Origin of the sequence: Methylocystis sp. L43 (assembly GCF_015709525.1) — a bacterium.
In the GTDB taxonomy this organism is placed as follows: domain Bacteria; phylum Pseudomonadota; class Alphaproteobacteria; order Rhizobiales; family Beijerinckiaceae; genus Methylocystis.
The window spans coordinates 133,159-157,401 of record NZ_JADNRA010000031.1 but is presented as its reverse complement, the minus strand read 5'-3'; the positions used below and the strand labels follow the sequence as shown (position 1 = coordinate 157,401).

18 protein-coding genes are annotated in these 24,243 nt (G+C 60.4%); 14 read left to right on the top strand and 4 right to left on the bottom strand.

The features are described from left to right. Positions 1 to 82 precede the first annotated feature (82 nt). The 6 genes from IYX23_RS12200 to IYX23_RS12175 all read left to right on the top strand — a co-directional run bounded on the left by IYX23_RS12200 (position 83) and on the right by IYX23_RS12175 (position 7,192). Positions 83 to 1,759, top strand: coding sequence for an electron transfer flavoprotein-ubiquinone oxidoreductase (locus tag IYX23_RS12200; protein ID WP_196393008.1), 1,677 nt, complete (start codon positions 83 to 85; stop codon positions 1,757 to 1,759). A 104-nt stretch (positions 1,760 to 1,863) separates the two neighbouring features. Next, positions 1,864 to 2,655 carry a YdcF family protein gene (locus IYX23_RS12195; RefSeq protein ID WP_196393007.1) on the top strand — a complete coding sequence of 264 codons (792 nt, stop codon included), beginning with the start codon at positions 1,864 to 1,866 and terminating at the stop codon, positions 2,653 to 2,655. A gap of 396 nt (positions 2,656 to 3,051) precedes the next feature. Then, the gene (locus tag IYX23_RS12190; RefSeq protein ID WP_246716732.1) at positions 3,052 to 3,720 is read left to right on the top strand and encodes a hypothetical protein; all 669 of its coding nucleotides are present in this window, start codon (positions 3,052 to 3,054) and stop codon (positions 3,718 to 3,720) included. 142 nt (positions 3,721 to 3,862) lie between these two features. Further along, positions 3,863 to 4,594: a response regulator gene (locus IYX23_RS12185; RefSeq protein WP_196393006.1), complete on the top strand. Its 732-nt coding sequence runs from the start codon at positions 3,863 to 3,865 to the stop codon at positions 4,592 to 4,594. 2 nt (positions 4,595 to 4,596) lie between these two features. Next, positions 4,597 to 5,889: an ATP-binding protein gene (locus tag IYX23_RS12180; protein WP_210330592.1), complete on the top strand. Its 1,293-nt coding sequence runs from the start codon at positions 4,597 to 4,599 to the stop codon at positions 5,887 to 5,889. 46 nt (positions 5,890 to 5,935) lie between these two features. Continuing rightward, positions 5,936 to 7,192: a glycosyltransferase gene (locus IYX23_RS12175; RefSeq protein ID WP_246716731.1), complete on the top strand. Its 1,257-nt coding sequence runs from the start codon at positions 5,936 to 5,938 to the stop codon at positions 7,190 to 7,192. A gap of 185 nt (positions 7,193 to 7,377) precedes the next feature. Here the strand turns inward: IYX23_RS12175 and IYX23_RS20270 are convergent, their stop codons facing one another. Then, the gene (locus tag IYX23_RS20270) at positions 7,378 to 7,758 is read right to left on the bottom strand and encodes a hypothetical protein (RefSeq protein ID WP_246716727.1); all 381 of its coding nucleotides are present in this window, start codon (positions 7,756 to 7,758) and stop codon (positions 7,378 to 7,380) included. Positions 7,759 to 7,803: 45 nt separating this feature from the next. Between IYX23_RS20270 and IYX23_RS12170 the strand changes: the two genes are divergently transcribed. Next, positions 7,804 to 8,709, top strand: coding sequence for a glycosyltransferase family 1 protein (locus IYX23_RS12170; RefSeq protein WP_246716726.1), 906 nt, complete (start codon positions 7,804 to 7,806; stop codon positions 8,707 to 8,709). A gap of 226 nt (positions 8,710 to 8,935) precedes the next feature. On the opposite strand, the gene IYX23_RS12165 is transcribed toward IYX23_RS12170, so the two are convergent. Genes IYX23_RS12165 through IYX23_RS12155 form a run of 3 tightly spaced genes read right to left on the bottom strand, consistent with a single transcriptional unit; the run spans position 8,936 to position 14,901 of the window. Continuing rightward, positions 8,936 to 12,019: an efflux RND transporter permease subunit gene (locus tag IYX23_RS12165; RefSeq protein WP_196393003.1), complete on the bottom strand. Its 3,084-nt coding sequence runs from the start codon at positions 12,017 to 12,019 to the stop codon at positions 8,936 to 8,938. Positions 12,020 to 12,035: 16 nt separating this feature from the next. Then, positions 12,036 to 13,217, bottom strand: coding sequence for an efflux RND transporter periplasmic adaptor subunit (locus IYX23_RS12160; RefSeq protein ID WP_196393002.1), 1,182 nt, complete (start codon positions 13,215 to 13,217; stop codon positions 12,036 to 12,038). Continuing rightward, on the bottom strand, positions 13,207 to 14,901 hold the full coding sequence (locus IYX23_RS12155; RefSeq protein ID WP_246716725.1) for an efflux transporter outer membrane subunit: 1,695 nt from the start codon (positions 14,899 to 14,901) through the stop codon (positions 13,207 to 13,209). Before IYX23_RS12155 ends, IYX23_RS12160 begins: the two co-directional genes overlap by 11 nt. Positions 14,902 to 15,145: 244 nt before the next feature. Here IYX23_RS12155 and IYX23_RS12150 point away from each other — a divergent pair, with 244 nt between their 5' ends. The 7 genes from IYX23_RS12150 (at position 15,146) to IYX23_RS12120 (ending at position 24,200) form a co-directional block, all read left to right on the top strand. Further along, entirely contained in the window at positions 15,146 to 15,835 is a 690-nt protein-coding gene (locus IYX23_RS12150) for a TetR/AcrR family transcriptional regulator (protein ID WP_196393001.1), read from the top strand. A gap of 396 nt (positions 15,836 to 16,231) precedes the next feature. After that, entirely contained in the window at positions 16,232 to 16,354 is a 123-nt protein-coding gene (gene kdpF / locus IYX23_RS12145; protein WP_196393000.1) for a K(+)-transporting ATPase subunit F, read from the top strand. A gap of 31 nt (positions 16,355 to 16,385) precedes the next feature. Then, positions 16,386 to 18,095, top strand: coding sequence for a potassium-transporting ATPase subunit KdpA (gene kdpA, locus IYX23_RS12140; RefSeq protein ID WP_196392999.1), 1,710 nt, complete (start codon positions 16,386 to 16,388; stop codon positions 18,093 to 18,095). A 12-nt stretch (positions 18,096 to 18,107) separates the two neighbouring features. Beyond that, a complete protein-coding gene (gene kdpB / locus IYX23_RS12135) occupies positions 18,108 to 20,174 on the top strand; it encodes a potassium-transporting ATPase subunit KdpB (protein ID WP_196392998.1) in 2,067 nt (688 codons plus the stop codon). A 12-nt stretch (positions 20,175 to 20,186) separates the two neighbouring features. Continuing rightward, entirely contained in the window at positions 20,187 to 20,786 is a 600-nt protein-coding gene (gene kdpC, locus IYX23_RS12130; RefSeq protein ID WP_196392997.1) for a potassium-transporting ATPase subunit KdpC, read from the top strand. A gap of 28 nt (positions 20,787 to 20,814) precedes the next feature. Further along, complete coding sequence (locus IYX23_RS12125) at positions 20,815 to 23,514, top strand: sensor histidine kinase KdpD (RefSeq protein WP_196392996.1); 2,700 nt, start codon at positions 20,815 to 20,817, stop codon at positions 23,512 to 23,514. Next, a complete protein-coding gene (locus IYX23_RS12120) occupies positions 23,511 to 24,200 on the top strand; it encodes a response regulator transcription factor (RefSeq protein WP_196392995.1) in 690 nt (229 codons plus the stop codon). The genes IYX23_RS12125 and IYX23_RS12120 overlap by 4 nt, the downstream gene beginning before the upstream one ends. Positions 24,201 to 24,243: the final 43 nt, after the last annotated feature.

Genomic DNA, 24,243 nt, shown 5'->3' with positions numbered 1-24,243 from the left:
CCTCCCGAAGGCGAAACTCCTTTTGCCGCGGCGGCGGCAAAAAGGCTAGAATGCCTCCAAGAAAAGGCAAAAGGGATTGAAAATGGCTGAAGATACGGAGCTGCCGCCACGCGAATCTATGGAATATGACGTGGTCGTGGTCGGCGCAGGACCGGCTGGCCTCGCCGCGGCGATTCGCCTGAAGCAAGTTGCGCCGGATCTCTCCGTCGTCGTCATCGAGAAAGGCTCCGAGCCCGGCGCGCATATTCTCTCCGGCGCGGTCATCGATCCGATCGGCCTCGACCGGCTTCTGCCGGAGTGGCGCACGCGCGACGACGCGCCGCTGAAGACTCAGGTGCATACGGACCATTTTCTCCTGCTGTCGGAAAAGGCCGGCATTCGCATTCCCAATATGTTGATGCCGCGGCTGATGAACAATCACGGCAATTTCATCGGCTCGCTCGGCAATGTCGTGCGCTTTCTCGCCTCGGAAGCCGAAAACCTCGGCGTCGAGATCTATCCTGGTTTCGCCGGCGCCGAAGTTCTTTACGGCGACAAGGGCGAAATCGTCGGCGTGGCGACCGGCGACATGGGCGTGGGCCGCGACGGCAAACCGAAAGACAGCTGCACCCGCGGGATGGAGCTCAAAGGCAAATATACGATCTTCGCCGAAGGCGCGCGCGGTTCGCTCACCAAGCAATTGCTGGCGAAATACGACCTTTGCGCCAACAGCGAGCCGCAGAAGTTCGGCATCGGCTTCAAGGAGCTTTGGCGCATTCCGAAAGAGAAGCACAAGGATGGACTTGTGCAGCATTCCTTCGGATGGCCGCTTGCGGCCGACACCGGCGGCGGCTCTTTCCTCTATCATTTCGACGACGATCTCGTGTCGATCGGTTTCGTCGTGCATCTCAACTATTCAAATCCGACGCTCTCTCCCTTCGACGAGTTTCAGCGCTTCAAGACGCATCCGCTGATCGCGCCGACGCTCGAAGGCGGCGAACGTCTTTCCTATGGGGCGCGCGCGCTGACGGAGGGCGGGTGGCAGAGCGTGCCAAAGCTCGTCATGCCGGGCGGCGCGCTGGTCGGCTGCGCCGCGGGCTTCATGAACGTGCCGCGTATCAAAGGCTCCCACAACGCCATTGTTTCGGGCATTCTGTGCGCCGAACATATCGCGGCGGCGATCGGCGAAGGCCGCGCGCATGACGCGGTGGACGCCTATGACGCCGCTTGGCGCGCCTCCGAGATCGGCCGCGATTTGAAGCCCGTGCGCAACGTCAAGCCGCTCTGGTCGAAATACGGCACCTATCTCGGCGCGCCGCTCTTTGGCCTCGACATGTGGACGAATGAGCTGTTCGGCTTTTCCTTCTTTGGCACGCTCAAGCACGGCAAGGCCGATTACGAGACCTTAAAGCCGCTCTCGGAAGTCACGCCGATCGTCTACCCGAAGCGCGCCAGCGATGTCGTCTTCGACAAGCTGTCCTCGGTGTTCGTCTCGAACACCAATCACGAGGAGGATCAGCCGGTTCATCTGAAGCTTGCTGATCCCGCGATTCCGATCGCGCGCAATCTCCCGATCTACGGCGAGCCCGCGCGACTCTATTGCCCGGCGGGCGTCTACGAAGTCGTCTATGCCGATGAGGCGACGCGCCGCGATCCGCGCTTTGTGATCAACGCGCAAAATTGCGTGCACTGCAAGACCTGCGACATCAAGGACCCGGCGCAGAACATCACCTGGGTGCCGCCGGAAGGCGGCGGCGGACCGAACTATCCGAATATGTGATCGGTCGCGGCGAAGGCGTCGTTACGGGCGAAGCGAAGCCGTCCGCAACGCCTTCGCTTCCGCCGCTTTGCATGCGATGACGCGCCGGGAATCTGCGTGAACCGATGTTCTTCATCGTCTCGAAAATCTCCGCGTTCGTTCTGGCGCCTGTCCACTTTTTCATTTTTCTCGCCGTCATTGGCGCGACGCTGCTGTTCTCGCGCTGGCGAACTTGGGGACGCGCGCTCTCGACCGTCAGCGCGTTCGCCTTGCTGCTGATGGCCTTCGGACCGCTCGGCGGTCTCCTTGCGGGTCCGCTCGAGGCGCGTCTTCCCCCTCCGCCCGACGATATGCCGGCGCCCGACGGCGTTATCGTGCTCGGCGGGACGATTGACGAGCGGCTGAGCGCCAGCCGCAATCGTCCGACGCTGGTCGACGCCGCCGAGCGCCTGACCGCGCCAATCGCGCTGAAGCGCAAATATCCGGGCGCGCGTCTCGTCTTTACCGGCGGCTCCGCCGCGCTGCAGGCTTCGCCCTACTCTGAAGCCGACGCGGTGCAGCGCTTCTGGCGTGAGATCGGACTGGACCAGGGCGACATTCTCTACGAGCGCCGCTCGCGCAATACTTACGAGAACGCCGTCTTCACGCGCGAACTGCTTCGTCCCAAGCCCGGCGCGCGCTGGCTGCTCGTCACCTCGGCGATTCACATGCCGCGCGCCGTCGGCGTGTTCCGTCAGGCGGGCTTCGATGTGATCGCCTATCCGGTCGACTATCGCACCAGCGGCGACTCCAGACTCGAATTCCCGCGTTTCGCGACGAAAGCGCTCGGCCTTGTGGAATTCGCCGTGCATGAGTGGGCGGGACTCGTCGCCTATCGGCTGACCGGAAAAAGCGATGCGCTGTTTCCCTCGCCTTAGCCGGTCGGCGCCGGCGCAGTGATCTGAGGCGGCACTGATCTACCTCTCTATGGCGGCACATAAATGCAGATCCGCCCAGCTGTCAGAAACAAACTGAAACTGGCCAGCCGGAATCTCGACACTCCTGTGCGGAACATTCGCGCGTCCACTTGCCCGGCCAAGCCGTGAGCAATAAAGCTGTTCTGCCAGGCATCAGAGACTACAGTGATAAACGCTTTTGATATCGCCTGCCGCATTCGATACTTGCTAAACAAACGCAAAAAACTTGCATTATTTACGCACCACAAATGCGCATCGACCTGGTTGACATCGATTGTTGCGGACATTTGTCGCGAGAATAATTTGAAATACATCGCGATCCCATGGGGACGACAATGCTCAGAGTCAGGATATACTATGGAAATGGCGCTCAACTCGGGCAATGATGTCATTGTCGTACTGAACGCTGACTATTTCAGCATAAAGAATCATATTTCTGCGGACATGCAATGCATGCACGTTATAAGGAATCCTTTGAGTGTCGTCGTCTCCGCATACTACTCCCACCTCCGAACACATCCGATCGATGGATGGGACCTCCTGATTGGTCAGAGGAGTGTTTTGAGTGAAGTAGACCAAGACGTCGGCATGGCCTTGACCTTGGCGTTTCTGGAATCGCGTCACTTTCAGCCGGAGACGAACGGTCCTTTGTGCGATATGATCTCGTGGAAGTATGACGACTTACGGATCGTTACATTGCGCATGGAGGACATAACCGCAAACGCAGCGAACTTCTTTCGCGAACTGTCTCGAACGGAGGTCTTGAGAAACGCGCTGATGCCTGATCCTGATAGGTTTTCGTTCGCCGCGATGACCGGCCGGCAACAGGGCGTGATAGATCTCTCGTCGCATTATCGTTGTGGAAGCAGCACTGAATGGCGAGATGCTTTGCCGAGAGGCGTTATCTTATATGTCCTTCATCAATATCGAGATTTTCTGCTACGGTTCTATCCAGAAGTTATTTTCGAAGCTGACTCCTTGAGCGCCGCCAGCGTTCGTTCGAATTCAGACTGCCTGCGGGCGTGAGGAGGCGAGAACGCCAACGATTGGAGGCTGTCATTCGCTGCGTTGCTGCGCGCAACAAAACGAAACAACCGCGCCAGAATCTCGACACAGCTGTGCGGAACTCTCGATTTGGAACTCGCCGCTGGCTCGAAGCCGCGAGTAGGTGAACTCTCTGACCTTGAACACACCCGCATCAAGCGCGGCCGATAGGCGGCGGATCCTCGTCGTAGAGGACGACGAGGATATTAGATCGCTCTTATCGACATACCTCGGCGACAACGGGTTTAAGGTGATGCTTGCCCGTGACGGCAAACAGATGGACGAAGTTCTCGCGAGCGCGCAGGTCGATCTGATCGTGCTCGACGTCAACCTTCCGGACGAGGATGGATTTTCCATCTGCATGCGCTTGCGGAACACGGGAAGCCCCCCATTGATCATGCTGACCGCGCGCGGCGAAGACACGGACCGTATACTTGGAATCGAACTCGGCGCCGACGACTATTTGGTCAAACCTTTCGTTCCGCGTGAACTGCTCGCGCGCATCGGGGCCGTCCTCCGGCGGACTGCTCCGGATCTTGAACCGTCCCCGCAATTTAGCGCCTATAGCTTTTCTGGATTCCTCCTGGACTCTTCCGCACGGCGCCTACTGGGTCCGACCGGCGTGCGGGTGATCCTCACGAGCGCGGAATTCGACCTGTTGCTGACGCTCTGCCGAAATCCCGGAAAAATATTCTCGCGCGATGAGCTGAAGGCGTCATCCACGACCGAGCGCAGCGTGGACATCCTGATAAGCCGGCTCCGTCAAAAGATCGAGGACGACCCGCGAGACCCAGCGCTCATTCAGACCGTTCGGTCGATGGGCTACACATTCAGGGCGAAAGTCACCTCAAAGTGAGAATGTCTGCGCTCCGAAACATCAATGTGCAGCTGGCGCTTCTCCTGCTTCTATGCGTCGGCCTGTTCCACGCAGCCGTGACGACGATCATCTTCCTGTCCGAACCCGCTCCCGGCCACCCTCGCGACCTGAGCGCCTCCATTGTCGTGGCGGCTTTAACCGCTTTGGACGCCGCCTCCGCAGCGGAAAGGCCAGCCATCGCAACAGGTTTCAACGAGAACTTTCCGGGGTTTCACGTCGCGCTCTCAGAGCCAGGAGTCGTCACGCGCAACGGGGCGCAGCCAGTTTATTTTCGTTTTCGCCTCCCCGTTGGAGTCGAGATCGCAGCGCACGATGACAACAAGCGATTTAGCGGGTCGTTGCACGATGGGCAGCAATTCCTGCTCGACGCCCCGATCCGGCCTCCCGGGTTTCCACGGTTCGCGATCGTCACCCTGGGCTTCGTCGCGGTGAGCTTGTTCATATTCTCCCTATGGGCCGCGCTGTCGCTGACGCGCCCCCTCACGAAATTCGCGAACGCCGCCGAATCCTTCGGACTTGACAGCGTGCCGGCGCAGCTCGCGGAGACCGGACCCGAAGAGGTCCGAAAGGCGACGCGAGCCTTCAACCGCATGCAGCGTCGCATCGCCGAAATGGCCTCGCAGCGAACGCGAATGCTGACGTCGGTCAGCCATGATCTTCGGACGCCCATCACGCGGATGCGTCTTCGCGCCGAATATATTGAAAGCAGCGACACGAAAGCGAAACTGCTGCGGGACCTCGACCAGATGGAGGCTATGGTCGGCGGCTGCCTCGACTATCTGCGCGGTGGTTTCCAGCAGGAGGTCGTCGCGCTGGATCTGGCGAGCCTGTTGCAGGCGATTGTCGATCAGTTCGTCGATGTGGGCGCCCATGCACGCTACGACGGAGTGGATCACGTCAACGTTCTGGGTAGCCCGGACGATCTGCAACGCGCGTTCTCCAACCTCATAGACAATGCTGTCAAATACGGAGAAAGGCCCGAAGTCAGGCTGATCGAAAGCGATGACGCGGCGGTCGTCGAGGTCGTCGACAGTGGTCCGGGCATTCCTCAGGCAAAGAGGGAATTGATGCTCGAACCTTTCGAGCGAGGAGACGCAGGCGCGTCCTCGAACACAAACGAAGGCTTCGGGCTCGGCCTGGCGATCGCGCGGGCCATCGTCGAAGCCCACTGCGGACGCCTGACGTTGGATGAGCGAACCGGCGGCGGCCTCATCGCGAGAGTGTCGCTGCCCAAAACCGACCTCGAAACAAATCGAAACGAATCGAGCAAATAAATGTCCCCTGAGAGTTCGACCTTGACGCCCAAAGGGGATCGTCGGGATGTCGATACATCAATTAGGTCCAGGTCGCGCCGCGCTATCAGGAAAAACAGTCGCCGTCGTGCATCCTGCGTGGCATTCCTGCGGAACGCATCAGGTTATCGCTAGTCAAATAAGCGCCTACAAAAAACTCGGAGCGCGTGTGCTTTCCATCGCGCTTATGGACGATGTCACGCCCTCCGTTGGCCGCGGCGCACGCTGGAAAGAGTACAGGCTTCATAGTCAGGACCTCGCCGCCGACGAGAGATATGAATCGTCCGCCACCATCCCCGACCTCTTCAAGACCACGCTCCTGAAGGACGGCTGGTGGCCCTTAACGCATGGCGACCAGGCAACCTGGCTGGTGGAGCTGGTGAAGCGCGCGCCCCTTCCCGAAGCGCTCGATACGAACGCTATCGACCTGATTCACGCCAACCACTTCTTTGTACAGCCTTTCGTCGAGAAAATGCGCGCGATGCGCCGTATTCCCGTCGTGCTCGACACGCACGACATTCAGGCTCGCCAATACGAGCTCCGCAATCGCGCTGGGTTTAGCATTCCGCCTTACGCCGGCTATAGGAGCATGCTTGCCGTCGAACTCGAGTGGATCAAGCGCGCCGACATTTGCATTCACTTGAATTCGGAGGAGCATGCGGCGTTCGAGCAGCTTTTGCCTCTGGCTCAACACGAACTGATCTATCCCTCGATAGCCTCCGCGCATCCTCGCGCCAATGGCGACCGCGCGATCTTCGTCGCAGGAAACAACGCGGCCAACTACATCAGCGTTCGCTGGTTTTTAAAGTATATCGTACCGCGCGTGCCTGAACTATCGATTTCAATTTTTGGCGATATCGCCGATGGCGTGAAGAGCCGTGACACAGTACTGTATAAAGAGCATCGCCATCTCTTCCGTGGCAGAGTAGCTGAAATACAGTCTGCCTACGCCGATGCAGCTTTAATTCTCCTCCCGACCCGAGAAGGGCACGGCCTTTCGATCAAAACCGTGGAAGCACTCTCCAGCGGACTGCCGATCGTTGCGACATCGAAGGCTTTCAGGGGAATGGGGATCGATCCGTCACAGCTTCGCAACGTGTTCATCGCAGACGACGCCAGAGAATTCGCCGCCGCCATGATGAAGCGTCCCGGGATGAGTGAACGAAGCGATCCGATGACGAGCGATACGCGCGCATTGTACGAAGAGAAATACTCATCTGAGCGTTATGCGAGCCGGCTTGGCGACGTCGCAAGCAAATTAATGGCTCGTTTGCAAACGAAGTGAGCCGATGCAGTCGCCGCCCTCTCTCGCCGCGAAACGCGGCGGCGCAGAAAAGCAATATCAAAGCCCCCCCAATCTTCTGAAGCGGCGCGTCCGCGCATTCGGCGCATACTCCAGAGAAGAGCAAGATGCAGCAGCCAATTGAACACGAAAGCGAGGTCGCCCTTTTTCTCGCGTCGCAGATTCAGCTAGAGAACCTCGAGATCCAACGCAGACGCATGGCGGATGCGCTCGATCCAGTAACCGCTTTCGCCTATTTCAAATTGAGAGAACTCTACTGGACCGTGACCAAGCAACTCGGACTTGGCCATCTGCACGATGGATCGAGCACTCAGGATCGCTCGAGACAAAGGCGTCGACCTCTTTTGCCAAAAGAACTCGCCTCGGACGACACGCTCGCCTCGGCCAGATCTTGCCGTGTCTTCATTGATGTTACGCCAACGCTCCGCGTCGGCGGGAAAACCGGCGTTCAGCGCGTCGTTCGCGAAATAGCCAAGAGATCGATCCGAGATCGATTTGCACTTCCCGTAGTTGTCGAAAATGGTGAACTTCTTCCCTACTACGATCATCCGCTGCTCCCGACCTCGATTACGTTCAGGGAAGGCGACAAATTCATGCTCCTCGACGCAAGCTGGGGCATGCTTTCGGAACATCTGCCGCTCATTCAGCGTCTCACCGATGTCGACGGACAGCTCATAACTGTCCTGCACGACCTGATCCCCTTGATCCATCCGCTCAGCGTCACCCCGCGAATGACTGAGGAATTCAGCGAGTGGTTCGAAAAACTCGTGCTGAAAAGCGATCGCATCATATGCGTCTCAAAGAGCACTGCGATGAATTTCGTCGCTTACGTCGCTCGCAAAGACCTCGCCACAAAGCCGCATCTTCGCATCGGCTGGTGGCGACTGGGCGCGGATTTCGACGACAAAGATGATTCCGAAACTTCTTCCGAGGCCAAAATTGTGACGACAAGCGAAACGCCTTACTTTCTAAGCGTAGGCACTCTTGAACCCCGAAAATGCTATCCGATAGCGCTTGACGCGTTCGAACGTCTTTGGTCGCGCGGGATCGACGCCCGTTACGTCATTATTGGTCGAGCAGGCTGGCAAAGCGAATCTCTCGAACATCGGATCAAACAACACTGCGAATTTGGCCGACGCCTCCTATGGCTCGATAAGGCGAGCGACGCCGATCTTCATCACTGCTACGCCCATGCGCGCGCATTGGTTTATCCGTCAATGATCGAAGGATTTGGCCTCCCGCTTGTTGAAGCGGGTCATTACGGAGTTCCCGTTATCGCCTCGGATTTGCCCGTGTTCCACGAAACTGGCGGAGATCACGTCCGCTATTTCAATTTACTCGACTCGATCGACTTGGCCGACAAAATCGAGAAGCTCTATCGAGAACCGATCGAAAAAGAAAAAATGCCTGTTTATTCCTGGGACGATTCTGCACGCAGTCTCGCACATCTTATTCTGAATGACGCCTATCAGACCGACGCTGAGTCGGTCCCCTCCTGATTTGCAGTCCAACGTTTTTCCATGTGGCAAGACGCTCGCGCTTCAACTTTTCCTCGCAGCCACCGCGTCCGCCAGGCGTGGTTTTGCGAAGCCGATCTCGCGCAACGAGATTAGGCTCCATGTCACGCATGTAACGACGTTGACGAGATAGATAGTGGTCGGCGAGTCGCGTCAGCCTTACGCAACATGTTCATGGATCCTCTTTAACAACGATCTCCGACCGTATTTATGGATGCGCTGGCGACACAAGATCGAGCGCGGCCTTCTTTCCTAACCCTGAATGGTCCGCCGCGAGCACGAGATAGACTGCGGGCAGAACAAACAGCGTGAACAGGGTGCCGATGGAAAGGCCCGACGCTATCACCAGACCCATGTTGAAGCGCGACGCCGCGCCCGCGCCCGCCGCCATGACGAGCGGCAAGACGCCGAGCACCATCGCCGCGGTGGTCATAAGGATCGGACGCAGGCGAATGGACGTGGCCTGCAGGATCGCTTCCCGTTTCGACATGCCGCCGTGCTGCAATTCATTGGCGAACTCCACGATCAGAATGCCGTGTTTGCTGATCAGCCCCATCAACGTCACCAGACCGACCTGCGTGTAAATATTGATGCTCGCGCCGCCAAAGCCGAGCATGATGAAAACCAGCGCGCCGGCGATCGACATTGGGACGGATACGAGAATGATCAGCGGATCGCGGAAGCTCTCGAATTGCGCGGCCAGCGCCAGAAAGATGATGATGAGGGCGAAGCCAAACGTCACCGCGAAGCCGCTCGACTCCTGAAAGAACTGACGCGAGGGTCCGGCATAGTCGATCGTATAGGTCGCGGGCAACGCTTGGCGCGCGACCTCTTTCAGCGCGTCGAGCGCCTCGCCGGCGATGACGCCCGGCGCGGCCACGCCAGAAATCGTCACCGAATTAATCTGCTGGAAATGATTGAGTGACTCGGGAACGATCGCGGTTTCGAGCTTGGCGACGGTCGAAAGCGGCGCCAAGGAGCCGTCCGCCGTCTTGATGTAATAATTCAAGATCTGATCCGGATTTAGTCGAAACCGTTGGGCGACCTGCGGAATGACTTTGTACGAACGGCCGGCGAGCCCGAAATATTGCGTATAGCCGCCGCTCAGCGCGGTGGTGAGCGCCCCGCCGACGTCGATCATTCTCAGGCCGAGTTGCGCGGTCTTTTCCCGGTCGATGACAAGCGACAACTGCGGCTGGTCGATCTTGAGATCGGTGTCGAGGAACATGAACTTTCCCGTCGCCAGAGCTTTCGACAAGAATTCGCGGGAGATGCCGTCCATCTTCTCGAAAGGGTCGGTGCTCTGGAACACGAATTGAATCGGCAAGCCCATCGAGCCGGGGAGCGGCGGCGGCTGGAAGGCGACGAAGCGCACGCCCGCAACGGCGCTCAGCTCCTGCTGGAGCATATGCTGCAAGGCCTCCGCGCCGACCTTGCGCTCATCCGCGGGCTTGAGCACCACGCCGGTCAGATTCGCCGCCGGCGAATTGATCTGGAACACGCTGTCGGTCTCTGGGTGCTTGGCGATGATTTTATATGCCTGATCGGCGTAGTACAGCTTTTGCTGGAGAGTGGCGTTTGGCGCCGGAGTCGCCTGCGCCAGAATGATGCCCTGATCCTCGTTTGGCGCGAGTTCGCTCTTGGCGCTGGCGTAGAGCCAATAGATGCTCGAAAGCACCAGCCCGCCGAAGACGAGCGTCACCGGCACGTAATTGAGAGAGGAGTCCAGCAGGCGGTGATAGCTGTCCCGGACGGCGTCCATCCGCGCGTCGATGTAGCCGACGATGCGAGACTCAAGCGTCTGCTTCCCCCGCTCAGGGGCCTTGAGCGCCAAAGCGCAGCTCACCGGCGACAAAGTGAGCGCGACAATGCCCGACACGGTGACCGCCGCCGCCAGAGTGAAAGCGAATTCGACGAAGAGCGCGCCGGTGAGGCCGCCCTGAAAGCCGATCGGCACATAGACGGCGATCAGCACGATCGTCATCGCGATAATCGGCCCCGCGAGCTCCCGCGCGGCCAGCAGCGCGGCGTCGACAGGCGTCAGGCCTTCTCCGAGATGCCGGTTCACGTTTTCGACGACGATGATCGCGTCGTCGACCACGAGGCCGATCGCCAGCACCAGCGCGAGAAGCGTCAGCAGATTGATCGAGAAGCCGAGAGCGAGGAGAAACGTCAGCGAGCCGATGAGCGAAAGCGGAATTGCCATGATCGGGATCAGCACCGAGCGCCATGATCCCAAAAACACGAAGACGACGGCGGTGACGATGAGGACCGCTTCGATCAGCGTGTGAATCACCTCGTCGATGGAGCTGTTCACGAAATTCGTCGTGTCGTAGACAATCTCGCTGTTCAAGCCTTGGGGCAGCGCTTTGACAATGTCGGGATAGGCGTCTTTGACGCCTTTGACGACATCGAGCAAATTCGCGTTCGGCGCCACGAGAATGCCGATATAGACCGCCTGCTTGCCGTCGAACGACACCGAGGATTCATAATCGTCGGCGCCGAGCGTGACATTGGCGACGTCGCGCAGCTTCACATTGGCGCCGTTCACCTGCTTGACGACGAGGTTACGAAACTCCTCGAGTGAATGGAGCGACGTCGCCGCCGAGAGATTGACCTGAACCCATTGGCCCTTGGTCGAGCCGAGGCCGGCGATATAGTCATTGCTCTGGAGGGACGCCGCCACTTCGCTGGCGGTGAGCCCATAGGCGGCGAGCTTCACCGGATCGAGCCAGGCTCTGAGCGCAAAAGTCTTGCCGCCGATAAGCTCCGCCGTCTGCACGCCCGGCACCGATTGCAAACGCGGCTGCACGACGCGGATGAGATAGTCCGTCACCTGGCTCGGCGTGAGGATGTCGCTGTTGAAGCCAAGGTACATGGCGTCGGTCGTTTGGCCGATCTTGACGGTGATGACAGGACGCTGGACGGTCTGCGGCAATTGGTTGAGCACCGAATCGACCTTGGTGCTGATCTCGGTCAGCGCCTTGCCGGAATCATAGTTCAGGCGCAGATTGGCGGTGATCGTGCTCACCCCGATCTGACTCGTCGAGGTGAGATAGTCGATGCCGTTCGCCTGCGCGATGGCGTTTTCGAGCGGCGTCGTGACGAAACCGGCGACGGTCGCCGGATCGGCGCCAAAATAGTACGTCATCACCGTGACGACGGCGTTTTGCGTGCGCGGGTATTGCAGCACGGGCAAAGTCGCCAGCGATCTGAGGCCAAGCACCAAGATCAGCAGGCTCACCACCGTGGCGAGCACCGGACGGCGCACGAAAATGTCGGTGAAACGCATCTTGCGAAATCTCCGTTCACTGATCCAGGGGCTTGGGATAGGCGTCGACAGGCGGTGACGGCTCTTGCGAAAGGGCGAGCGGCGCGCCGTTGCGCAGCTTGACCTGACCCGCCGTGACGACCGTGGCGCCTTCGGGCACCCCTTCAAGCACCGAGACTTCGTCGCCGCGCGTCTCGCCGAGCCGAACGAAGGCTTGATGCGCGACAAGCCCGGGGCTTTGCGGCGCCTTCTTATCGGCGCTCTCCTTGCTTTTTTGCGCAAGGAACACCGAATTGCCGAAAGGCGCGTAGACGATCGCCGTTTGCGGCAGCGTGATGAGGCGCTGGGGCTTGCCGGTCGCGATTTCCACCGAAGCGAACATGCCGGGCCGCAGCTTGCGTTCGGCATTGGCGAGGCTCGCGCGGATCTGCACGTTGCGGCTTGCGAGATCCACCTTGGAGCTGATGGCGTCGATCTTGCCCGTAAAGCTCTGGCCGGGAAAGGCGTCGACCGTCGCGGCGATGGTTTGTCCGACCGAGACGCCATTCAAGTCCTGCTGCGGCAGGACAAAGTCGAGAAAGATCGGATCGAGCGCCTGCAAGGTCACGATCACCGTTCCGGCGCCGATATATTGGCCAAGATCGATCTGACGGATGCCGAGCCTTCCGGCGAAGGGCGCGAGCAGGGTTTTTTGCGCGATCACCGCCTCCTGCTGAACGACCTGGGCGTTGGCGCTTCGCAGATTGGCGATGTCCGTATCCACAGTCGCCTGACTCGCGGCGCGGATTTTGAGCTGCGACTGGTCGCGGCGCAGGTTGATGGCGTTGAGCTCCGCGGTGGCTTTCAAGGCTTCGAGCCGGGCGTTGTCCGTATCCTTGCGCAGCTCGATGAGAATTTGCCCCGCCTTGATGTCCTCGCCCGACTGGAAGTGGATCTTCTCAACGATGCCGGAGGTTTCGAGCGAGAGGTCCGCGCCATTGACGGCGCGGAATGTGCCGATGGCGGAAAACTTCGGGCGCCATTCCCGATAGGCGGCCGTCGTCACCGACACGGTCTGCGGCGGATTGGCCATGGAGGCGAGGAACCGCCCGATCATCATCGAGCGGAAACTGACGAAACCGTAAAGGCCTGCGAACACGAGGGCGACGATCGCCAGCATGATCATCATGGGCTTGAACATCGATCCGAGACGGTCTTGCAAAAGCGTGTTAACGGGCACGGGAGCGCTCCTCAGCCTCGGCGCGTATCGCCGCTGCGATCGGCAGGGTTGAAACGAGGTCAGTGGGTTTGGGAAGCGACGCCGGCGTCTCGTCGAGGCGATTCCACCACCCGCCGCCGAGCGCCTGCATCAGCGCCGCGGTATCCGAGAAGCGCGCCGCCTGCGCCTGGACGCGATTGAGACGGGCGTTGAGCAGGGTCTGCGCGGCGTTGAGCACCGTCGGATAGGTCGTCGAGCCCGCCAAATATTGGGCTTGCGAAATATCCAGGCTTTCGGCGGCGGCCTTTTCCGCCGCAACCTGCGCACGCAGCGTCGCCGCGTCATGCTTGATCGACTGCAAGGCGTTGGCGACATTCTGGAAGGCGCTGATCACGGTGGCGCGATATTGCGCTTCCGCCTGTTCCAGCGCGGCCAGCTTCGCCTCGCGCTGATGGAATAATTTGCCGGCGTCGAACGCCTGGCCGGAGAGCTGCGTCGCAAGATTGTAGACCGAGGTTTGCGGCAAGAACAATTGCGCGAAATTCGACGCCTGACTGCCGCCATTGCCCGTCAACGTCAGCTGCGGCAGCATATTTGCCGTGGCGACGCCGACATTGGCGCTCGCCTGATGCAACTGAGCCTCCGCCGAAAGAACGTCCGGGCGCTGGCGCACCAGATTAGACGGCAAGCTGAGCGGCAGATCCCGCGGTAGATGCAGATGCTCAATGTCGATCGCTTCGCCCTTATCGTCATTGGGAAAGCGGCCGAGATAGGCCATGAGCTGATTGCGCGTCTGCGCGCGCGCTTTTTCGAGCGGCGGCAGCGTCGCTTGCGCCTGAGCGACGAGCGCCTTTTCCGACACCACGTCGGCCGCGCTCACGGCGCCGAGCTCGAAGCGCTTTTGCAATATGTCGAGTTGCTTCTGATAGGCGGCGATGAGATCGCGCGTGACCTTGATCTGCGAGGCGTAGGAGGAATCGGCGATCGCAGCGGTCACCACATTGGCGGCCAGCGCCAGATAGGTCGCCTCAAGCTGGAATCGCTGATACTCGGCCGCGGCGAAATCGCTCTCAACCGTGCGCGTCGTCTTGCCGAAGACGTCGGGCGTGAACGACACGGCGACATTCGAATTATGCAGCGTATAAAGGAGCGCCGTCGCCCCGCTCGACGACGAGCCTTGCGATCCGCTCGACGAGGAGCTTTGCGAGAAGCCGCCGAATTGCGCCGTCGTCATTTGCGTGCGCGCCACGCTCTGGGTCAGAGTGGCCGACGGAAAGAAGGACGCCGCATCGGCTTCCGTGGTCTCGCGCGCCTGGCGAAGCGCCGCTTCCGCGGCCGCGATGTTCGGATGATTGTTGACCGCCTCGGTCACGAGCGCCGAAATCTGCTTCGAGCGGAACAGTCGCCACCATTCCCCCGGAATGTCGCGGCCAGGAACGAGCCTTTGTGCGCCGCCGCCCGCGATGGCCGCCGACTGGGTGATGTTAGAAGGCTTGCCTACCGCATAGCCCGCGCCCAGGGGTGCATTGGGCGCAGCAAAGTCGGGGCCTACAGCGCAGCCGGAAAGAAACGCGGCAACCAGAAGCCCCAGCGCCGCCGCCCTGCCCTTCGAACTCGCCTTCGGCCTTTCCAGCAGAAGAACAAGGCGGTCTCCCCAATGCGGGTTGAGCAACGGCCGGAATATTTGAGGCGCCCTCCAGCTCATATCGGACCCAGGTAAAACTGAACGGTTCAGTTTTATGCTTGCCCTTTGGCGCGTGTCAACGTTAAATTGAACTGGGTCGTTTAGTTTGAAACTTTTCAAAAGTGGGCCGATAGATAGGTCACACCACCGGATTTTGCCGGTTCAGGCTCGGAGGCGTGGGGAAGAGCGGATGGCGCGGGGGCAGAGCCTTGAAGCAAGAGTCGGCGGCGTCGCTGCTGTAAAGACTGAAATTGAGGATCCCGCCATGAAGAGCCCCTCGACGGATCATGCGGCGGCAGGATCGACAGAGGCGCATGTTGCGGGACGGAAGGAATGTTCCGTAATCGAGGCGGCGCGAAAATTGTTCCTCGAACAGGGCTTCGCCGAGACGAGCATGGACGCGATCGCGCGGTCCGCTTGCGTGTCGAAGGCGACGCTCTACGCATACTTTCCCAGCAAGGAAGCTTTATTCGCCCATTTGATCGAAGCGGAATGCCGCCTGAAAGCCAGCAGGCTGCAGATGCCCGATCTCGACATCGGACTTGTCGAGGCGCTTCGAAGCTTCGCGCTGCAGTTTGTCGACGTGTATTTGACGCCGGAGTCGATGGCGTTCTTTCAGGCGATATCCAGTGAGCGCATGCGTTTTCCGCAACTCTGCAGACTGTTCTTTGAAAGCGGTCCGAAAAACGAACTCATGCGAGTCGCGGCGTTGCTCGAAGAGGCCAAAGCCCGCGGCCTCCTGACGTTCTCGGACGCGACTGAAGCCGCCAGCCATTTTCTGAGTCTTGTCCGCGGGGATCTGCCGCTTCACACGGCGCTTGGTCTCGAACCCAGAACCGAAACCTCCGTTGACGCGATGGTCGACGCCGGAATTGGCGTCTTTCTGAGGGCATACAGACGAGCGGAAACTTCCCGCGTTGGAACGCGACGTCGCAAGAGGACCGCTTCAAATTAATTTTAAGACGGCGCACCCGTTCAATTGCCTAGCCGATCCATTTCATTAGCTCACCACCCCAGACGACCGGCGAGCGAGCGCCCTGTGAGCAGCCTCGACCGACCGAAATCCTAATAGCGCCCTTACATCATTCGCGCGCAAATTGCGGTTCGTCATTCTCGTTTGGTGAAGACCGAAGCGAGAACGCGACATTAAAGTGAGATGCGCTCATGCCTCTATCTCTCATTGGCCTCGGCGTCGCGGCCACTATCTTTGTGATCGCGAACAATCTGTTTCACGAGATGCGCGCGCGGCGTGCGCGCATTGATTCACCGCGCCAGTGAGCGCGGAGAGGACACATGCTCGATATTCTGTACGTTGGCCTCGGTCTTTTCCTGTTTGCGGTCGTTGGCGCCTATGCGCGGGCCTGCGGGCGCCTGTAGGAGAACCCGCATGTTTGAACCTGTCATTGGACTGATCGTCGCCGCTCTTCTCGGCGCCTATCTCGCTTATACGCTGCTTCATCCGGAAAAATTCTAAAGGGAGGCTCGGCATATGCCGGGCGTTCGCCATGACTTCCATTGGGCTGGCGCAAATCGCCATCGTCCTGCTTGCCGTTATTGTCGCGGCTATTCCACTCGGCGGTTACATCTCCCGCGTTTTAGCGGGCGAGCGCAGCCTGCTCTCTCCCGCCCTGTCGCCCATAGAGCGCGCCTTCTACAGACTCGCCGGCGTTGATCCTGCACATGAGCAAAACTGGCTTGCCTACACGACGGCGATGCTGGCCTTCAGCGCGATCGGCTTTGTTTCGCTTTACGCGCTCCAGCGGCTGCAGGCTTATCTGCCGCTCAATCCTCAGAGCTTTAGCGGCGTTCCTTCTGATCTCGCCTTCAACACGTCGCTGAGCTTCGTCACCAACACCAATTGGCAGAACTACAGTGGCGAGTCGACGATGAGTCACTTGACGCAGATGCTCGGCCTCACCGTGCACAATTTTGTGTCCGCTGCGACGGGACTCGCGATGGCGTTTGCTCTGGTACGCGGCTTGTCTCGCGCGGAGTCGCCGACAATTGGCAATTTCTGGGTCGACCTCACCCGTTCGACGCTTTACGTGCTCCTGCCGCTCTCGATCGTGGTTGCGCTCGCCCTCGTCGCTCTCGGCGTTCCGCAGACGCTGCAGGGTTCGATCGAAGCGACGACGCTCGAGGGCGCGAAGCAGACGCTCGCGATAGGACCTGTCGCCAGCCAGGAGGCGATCAAGGAACTCGGAACCAATGGCGGCGGTTTTTTCAACGCCAATTCCGCCCATCCATTCGAGAATCCCAACGCTCTTTCCAACATGCTGGAGATCTGGGCGCTGCTCGTTATTCCCTTCGCGACGGCCTTCGCCTTTGGACACGCCGTCTCGGACCGTCGGCAAGGTCGTGCGATCGCCATCACCATGATGATCGTGCTTGTCGCCGGCGTTCTGGTCGCTTACGGGGCCGAGGCAAGCGGGAACCCCCTGCTGACCGAGATCGGCGTCGATCCTTCGCCCGGCAATATGGAAGGCAAGGAGGTCCGCTTCGGCCCTGCGATGAGCGCGCTATTCGCCACGTCGACCACGGGCACGAGCTGCGGCGCGGTCAACTCGATGCATGACTCCTTCATGCCGCTCGGCGGCCTCGTGCCCCTGTTCAACATGCTGATGGGCAGCATTGCGCCGGGCGGCGTCGGCGCCGGGCTCTATGGGTTTCTGGTGTTGGCGATCATCGCCGTTTTCATCGCCGGGCTCATGGTCGGCCGCACGCCCGAATACCTCGGCAAAAAGATCGAAACGCGCGAGATGAAGCTCGCGATGCTGGCGGTGCTGATCTATCCGCTCACGGTTCTCGTCTTCACGGGCGTTTCAGTCATGCTTCAGACCGGCCTCGCCAGTAGGAACAATGCAGGTCCGCACGGACTCTCCGAGATTCTCTACGCATTCGCTTCAGCGACCGATAACAATGGGTCCGCCTTCGCAGGACTGAGCGGCAATACGCTTTGGTACAACACGACGCTGGGCGTCGCGATGCTGCTTGGACGTTTCGCCTTCGTCATTCCCCTATTGGCGATCGCAGGTTCATTCGCGGCCAAAAAGAAGGGCGCCGCTTCAGTGGGGACTTTCCCGACGCATGGACCACTCTTCATCGGCCTCCTGCTCAGCATCATCGTCGTTCTCTATCTGCTGCAATATTTCCCGGCGCTCGCGCTCGGCCCCATCGTCGAGCATTTCGCGCTGCTTGCCGGAAAAACCTTCTAAGGAGCATGTCAGATGTCGCATAAGGTCGCCGCTCCCGGCTTATTCGACGCCGCGATCACGAAGCGCGCCGCCGTCGACGCCTTCAGGAAGCTCGATCCGAGGCGCCTCGCGCGCAATCCGGTGATCTTCGTCACGGAAATCGTGTCGGCGGTGGTCACCGCATTATTTGTGCGCGATCTCATTGCGCAGAACGGCGCCGCCGTCTTCTCGGGCCAGATCGCCGCCTGGCTGTGGTTCACCGTGCTATTCGCCAATTTCGCCGAAGCGGTGGCGGAGGGACGCGGCAAAGCGCAAGCCGACGCTTTGCGTAAGACGCGTAGCGATTCACGCGCCAAGCGGCTGATCGATCCGCAAAACAAAAGCGGGATAAAGGACGTCTATGAAGGCGTGTCGGCGCTCGATCTGAAGCCCGGCGATCTGGTGCTGGTCGAAGCGGGCGAACTCATCCCCGGCGACGGCGAAGTGGTCGAAGGCGTCGCCTCGGTCAATGAATCCGCGATCACAGGCGAGTCCGCGCCGGTCATTCGCGAGGCGGGCGGCGACCGTTCGGCCGTCACCGGCGGCACGACGGTTCTCTCCGACTGGATCAAGGTGAAGATCACCATGGCGCCCGGTTCGACCTTCATCGATCGGATGATCGCGCTCGTCGAGGGCGCACAGCGGCAGAAAACGCCGAACGAACTCGCGCTGTCGATTCTCTTGTCTGGGCTGACTATCATTTTTCTTATCGTGTGCGTGACGCTTTGGCCGCTTGCGGTCTACTCTGACGCAGCGATTTCTGTCACCGTGCTGATCGCGCTGCTTGTCTGCCTGATCCCGACGACGATTGGCGGACTCCTGTCGGCGATCGGCATCGCCGGCATGGATCGGCTGATCCGCTTCAATGTCATCGCGACCTCGGGTCGCGCCGTGGAGGCGGCGGGCGACGTCGACACGCTGCTGCTCGACAAGACCGGCACCATCACCTTCGGCAATCGCATGGCGGATGATTTCATTCCGGTCGAGGGCGTCTCGGAGCATGCTTTCGTCGAAGCGGCGCTGCTTGCCTCGCTCGCGGATGAAACGCCCGAAGGCAGGTCGATTGTCGCTCTGGGCAAGACCGTCCTTGGCTCAACGAGCATTCTTGACTCTTCAACGCCAAACCTCGGACCGGACGCGCAGATCGTCCCCTTTTCGGCGCATACGCGCATTTCCGGGGTGGATCTTCCCGGCCGGACGCTGCGCAAAGGAGCCGTCGACGCCGTCGCCACGGAAGTCAAATCCGTTCCCGTCGATTTTGAAGGCGCTGTCGAGCGCATCTCGCGCTCGGGAGGCACGCCGCTCGCCGTGTCGGAAAACGGCATGCTGCTCGGCGTCATTCATCTCAAAGACATCATCAAGCCCGACATAAAATCGCGCTTCGCCGCCTTGCGCGCGATGGGCGTCAAGACGGTGATGGTCACAGGCGACAATCCGATCACCGCTGCGGCGATCGCCGGAGAAGCGGGAGTCGACGACTTCATCGCGCAAGCGAAGCCCGAAGACAAACTCGCCTATATCCGCAAGGAGCAGCAGGGAGGCCGGCTGATCGCCATGTGCGGCGACGGCACCAATGACGCGCCGGCGCTCGCTCAGGCCGACGTTGGCGTCGCCATGCAGACCGGCACGCAAGCGGCGCGCGAGGCCGGCAATATGGTCGACCTCGACAGCGATCCGACAAAGCTCATCGAGATCGTCGCGATCGGCAAACAGCTGCTGATGACGCGCGGATCGCTGACGAGTTTCTCAATCGCCAACGACGTCGCCAAATATTTCGCGATCATTCCGGCGCTGTTTGTCGTCGCCTATCCGGAACTGCAAGCGATCAACATTATGAGGCTCGCCTCGCCGCAGTCGGCCATACTCTCGGCGGTGATCTTTAACGCGCTCATCATTATCGCGCTCATCCCGCTCGCGCTGAAGGGCGTCCCCTACCGGCCCGTGGGCGCCGCCGCCTTGCTGCGACGAAATCTGCTGATCTATGGGCTCGGCGGTCTGATCGTGCCCTTCATCGGCATCAAGCTCATCGACCTCGCCGTTTCGGCAATTCATCTCGCGTAAGGAGGCCCCCAGATGCTCTCCCAAATTCGTCCGGCGATCGCGATGATCGTGCTTTTCACGGCGTTGACCGGAATCGCCTATCCGCTCGCGATCACCGGCGTTGCGCAACTCGCCCTGCCGACGCAGGCGAATGGAAGCCTGATCGAACGCGACGGAAAAGTGATCGGCTCGACGCTGATCGGACAGAATTTTGCCTCCGATCGCTATTTTCATGGCCGACCCTCGTCGACGACAGGCCCCGACCCAGCTGATCCTTCCAAGACGGTCGACGCGCCTTACAACGCAGCGAACTCGATGGGCTCCAATCTCGGGCCGACGTCGAAGAAGCTTGTCGACCGTGTCAATGCGACGATCGAGGCGGAATTTTCCGCCGGCCGGATTGACTTCGTCGCCGCTGACGCCGCGACGACGTCCGCCTCCGGCCTTGATCCGCATATTTCACCGCAGTTCGCGCTGGCGCAGGCGGGAGCCGTCGCCAAAGCCCGCAATCTGCAGGAGGCGCGGGTGCGCGCCGCCGTCGCAGCGAATGTCGAAGGGCGCGTTCTTGGCGTGATCGGCGAGCCGCGCGTAAATGTGCTCTTGCTGAATTTGGCTCTTGATCGCCTAAAATAAAGGTGATGCCCTAGAAGGTAGACGTTTCGTGGCCCGCGAGGACGGAGACTTCGACCGCCGACCCGATCCCGATGCGCTCCTTGCCCTGAGCGACAAGGAGAGTAAGGGGAAGCTTCGCGTCTTTCTCGGCGCCGCGCCCGGCGTCGGCAAAACCTACGCGATGCTGGCGCGCGCGCAGACGGCCAAGGCTGAAAGCGTCGATGTTGTCGTAGGGGTAGCGGAAACTCACGGGCGCGCTGAGACGCAAGCGCTCCTCAACGGTCTCGAGACGCTGCCACGCCGCAAATGCGAATATCGCGGTCGGATCATTGAGGAATTCGACATCGACGCGGCGCTGGCGCGAAAACCTCAGCTCGTCCTCGTCGACGAACTCGCGCATACCAACGCGCCAGATAGCCGCCATCCCAAACGCTGGCAGGATGTCGAAGAGCTGCTTGACGTCGGCATCGACATATGGACGACGCTCAACGTTCAGCATCTCGAAAGCCTCGCCGACGTCGTATCGCGCGTGACAGGCGTCGCGGTGCGCGAGACGGTGCCGGACCGCGTCCTGCAGAACGCTGCGGACGTCATCCTTGTCGACATCACGCCGGAAGAACTGCTGCAGCGGCTGAAGGATGGCAAGGTCTACATCCCCGAGACGGCGAAACGCGCGACGCAGAATTTTTTCACGCCGCGCAATCTCACGGCCTTGCGCGAACTCGCCTTGCGGCGAACGGCTGAACGGGTCGACGATCAAATGGTCGACTTCCTTCGCCAGGGGGCGATCGAGGGTCCATGGGGGACGGCGGAGCGTCTGCTTGTTTGCGTCGGCCGCGACGCAAAATCCGAGGAGGTGGTTCGCGCCGGCGCCCGCCTCGCCACCGGCCTTAACGCGACATGGATTGCGCTATACGTCGAGCGCGCCGGACAGGAAGAACAATCTGCGGATGTCGTGCGAAATGTCGACCGTTCATTGCGTCTGGCGGAGCGGCTCGGCGGTGAGATCGCGCGCGTCTCGGGAGACGACCTCGTCGGCGAAGTGCTGCGCTATGCACGACGCGAGAATATTACGCAGATTGTGCTCGGCCGATCGCCGGCCCGGCCTTTCTCCCGATTTTTACGGCGTTCGCTAACTGACGAAATTCTTCGGCAATCAACGGATATTGCGGTTCACGTCATCGTTCAGGAGGACGACGCGACTCACGTCAGACGCGGGCCGAAATTTCCGACCATGTCAGAGAATTGGCTTGGCGTCGGCGGCGCCGCAGTGTCGGTCGCGATTACGGTGATGGTTGGATATGCGCTCGACCGCTGGCTCGGACTTGCCAATCCGTCGGTGATCTTCCTCCTTCCCGTCGTGCTTTGCGCCGTCGGCTTGGGAATGTGGTCCGCGATCATGGCGGCGATTCTTTCCTTTCTCGCCTGCGACTTTTTCTTTTTCAATCCGCGCTACGAACTCACCATTGCGCAACCACAGGAGTTTCTTTCACTCCTTGTCGCGCTGGTCGTCGCCGTCATAACGGCGATGCTCGCGCGCAAGATGCGCAACTACGCTCAGAATATGCGCCAGCGGTCTCAGGCCATGCAGTCGCTGTTTGAATTTTCTCGCAAGCTTTCGACGACAACGACGCTCGACGACATTCTCTGGGTGTCCGCTTCTCAAATTCAGAACGCCGGCGACGCATCCTGCGTTGTGCTGCTGATGCCGGAAGACGCCGGCTTGAGACTGGCGGCGGCCTGGCCGCCCGTCGATCAACTGGACGCCGGCGAACTGGCGGCCGCCCGATGGGCGCTGCAAAAATCCGAGCCCGCCGGATGGCGGACGGATACGCTGCCCAATGTTCGGTTTCAATTCCGACCACTCGCGACGGCGCGCGGCGTCGTCGCGGTTTGCGGGATCGAACCCAAAACGCCCGACGAGCCGCTTTCCGCCGCCGCGGAAAGCACGATTTCATCACTCATTGAACAGACGGCGATCGCGATCGACCGTTCGATGCTCGTCGGCAACTCGGTCAAGGCGGCGGCTCTCGAAGAGAATGAAAAACTGCGGACGATTCTGCTCTCCGCCCTGTCGCATGATCTGCGCACGCCGCTGACCTCGATTACCGGCGCGGTGACGAGCCTGCGCGAACTTGGCGAGAAGCTTCCGCCGGAGGATCGCAAAGACCTTCTGCTGTCGATCGAGGAAGAGGCCGCACGTCTGTCGCGCTTCATCGCCAATATGCTCGACATGTCGCGCATCGAGTCGGGCGCGCTGGCGCCGCGCAGCGATCTCGTCGATGTGGCCGAGGTGATCCGCAGCGTCCTCGAAAGAGCTAAGAAAACTTTCCCTGGCAAGGATACTTCGATCAGCATCGCGCCCGACCTTCCGCCTATTCGCGGCGACGCCAATCTGCTCGGACAGGTTCTCTTCAATCTGATCGATAATGCGCATAAATATGGCGGACCTGCCGGCGCGATCATTCACGCCCGGCGCGAAGGCGGCGACGTCGTCATCACCGTGACCGACGAAGGGTCCGGCGTAAAAGCAGCTGACATCGAGCGCATTTTCGAGAAATTTTATCGCAGCGGGCGCGTTGACGGCCGCAAGGCCGGCACCGGGCTGGGCCTCTCAATCTGTCGCGGACTGGTCAAGGCCATGGGCGGCGCCATTACCGCGCAAAGCCCTGCCGTTCGTCGCCGCGGAACAAGGATCATCATGCGCTTCCCCGTGGCAAGCCGGCCCAAACAGGAAACGGCGGCATGAGCGGCGCGCGCGTCCTCGTCGTCGACGACGAACCTCAAATACAGCGCGTCTTGCGGCCATCGTTGACGGCGAGCGGCTACGCGGTGCTTGAAGCCGGGACCGGCCGCGAAGCGCTGGCCGCCATCTCGGCCGGTTCGCCCGATCTCATCATCCTCGACCTTGGTCTTCCCGACATGGACGGCAAGGAGGTGTTGCGAAAGCTACGAGTTCTCACACGAACGCCGGTGATCGTACTCTCGGCGCGTGACCGGGAGTCCGAAAAGATCGCGGCGCTCGACCTCGGCGCGGATGATTACGTCGAGAAGCCATTCGCGATGGGAGAGTTGCTGGCGCGCATGCGCACGGCCTTGCGTCATTCACAGGACATGGCTTTGGAGTCAGAATGCGTCGCCGCCAACGGGCTTGTCGTCAATGTGCCTAAGCGCGTGGTGACGAAAAACGGCGCGCCGGTGAAACTGACCCCGAAGGAATTCGAGCTGCTGGCTTTTCTCGCGCGACATTCTGGCCGTCCGTTGACGCACAGAGAAATTCTCAAGACCGTTTGGGGTCCGGCGCATCAGAACGACAGCCAATATCTGCGCGTGTTCATCGGCCAGCTCCGCGCGAAGATCGAGGAAAACGCCGCGACGCCCAAAATCATCGTGACCGAACCCGGCGTCGGCTACCGATTGATTGAGAGCGACTAGGACTTTGTGCGAACTGACGTTCCCGCCAGAAAACGCACTGAAG

What these genes read in the sequence shown, in the direction of transcription:
- IYX23_RS20270 (WP_246716727.1), bottom strand. Translation starts at nt 7,758, where the DNA reads ATGATCGTAGTAGGGAAGAAGTTCACCATTTTCGACAACTACGGGAAG.
- IYX23_RS12200 (WP_196393008.1), top strand. Translation starts at nt 83, where the DNA reads ATGGCTGAAGATACGGAGCTGCCGCCACGCGAATCTATGGAATATGAC.
- kdpC (WP_196392997.1), top strand. Translation starts at nt 20,187, where the DNA reads ATGCTCTCCCAAATTCGTCCGGCGATCGCGATGATCGTGCTTTTCACG.
- IYX23_RS12150 (WP_196393001.1), top strand. Translation starts at nt 15,146, where the DNA reads ATGAAGAGCCCCTCGACGGATCATGCGGCGGCAGGATCGACAGAGGCG.
- IYX23_RS12180 (WP_210330592.1), top strand. Translation starts at nt 4,597, where the DNA reads ATGTCTGCGCTCCGAAACATCAATGTGCAGCTGGCGCTTCTCCTGCTT.
- kdpB (WP_196392998.1), top strand. Translation starts at nt 18,108, where the DNA reads ATGTCGCATAAGGTCGCCGCTCCCGGCTTATTCGACGCCGCGATCACG.
- kdpF (WP_196393000.1), top strand. Translation starts at nt 16,232, where the DNA reads ATGCGCGGGCCTGCGGGCGCCTGTAGGAGAACCCGCATGTTTGAACCT.
- IYX23_RS12175 (WP_246716731.1), top strand. Translation starts at nt 5,936, where the DNA reads ATGTCGATACATCAATTAGGTCCAGGTCGCGCCGCGCTATCAGGAAAA.
- IYX23_RS12165 (WP_196393003.1), bottom strand. Translation starts at nt 12,019, where the DNA reads ATGCGTTTCACCGACATTTTCGTGCGCCGTCCGGTGCTCGCCACGGTG.
- kdpA (WP_196392999.1), top strand. Translation starts at nt 16,386, where the DNA reads ATGACTTCCATTGGGCTGGCGCAAATCGCCATCGTCCTGCTTGCCGTT.
- IYX23_RS12155 (WP_246716725.1), bottom strand. Translation starts at nt 14,901, where the DNA reads ATGAGCTGGAGGGCGCCTCAAATATTCCGGCCGTTGCTCAACCCGCAT.
- IYX23_RS12120 (WP_196392995.1), top strand. Translation starts at nt 23,511, where the DNA reads ATGAGCGGCGCGCGCGTCCTCGTCGTCGACGACGAACCTCAAATACAG.
- IYX23_RS12195 (WP_196393007.1), top strand. Translation starts at nt 1,864, where the DNA reads ATGTTCTTCATCGTCTCGAAAATCTCCGCGTTCGTTCTGGCGCCTGTC.
- IYX23_RS12170 (WP_246716726.1), top strand. Translation starts at nt 7,804, where the DNA reads ATGCTCCTCGACGCAAGCTGGGGCATGCTTTCGGAACATCTGCCGCTC.
- IYX23_RS12190 (WP_246716732.1), top strand. Translation starts at nt 3,052, where the DNA reads ATGGAAATGGCGCTCAACTCGGGCAATGATGTCATTGTCGTACTGAAC.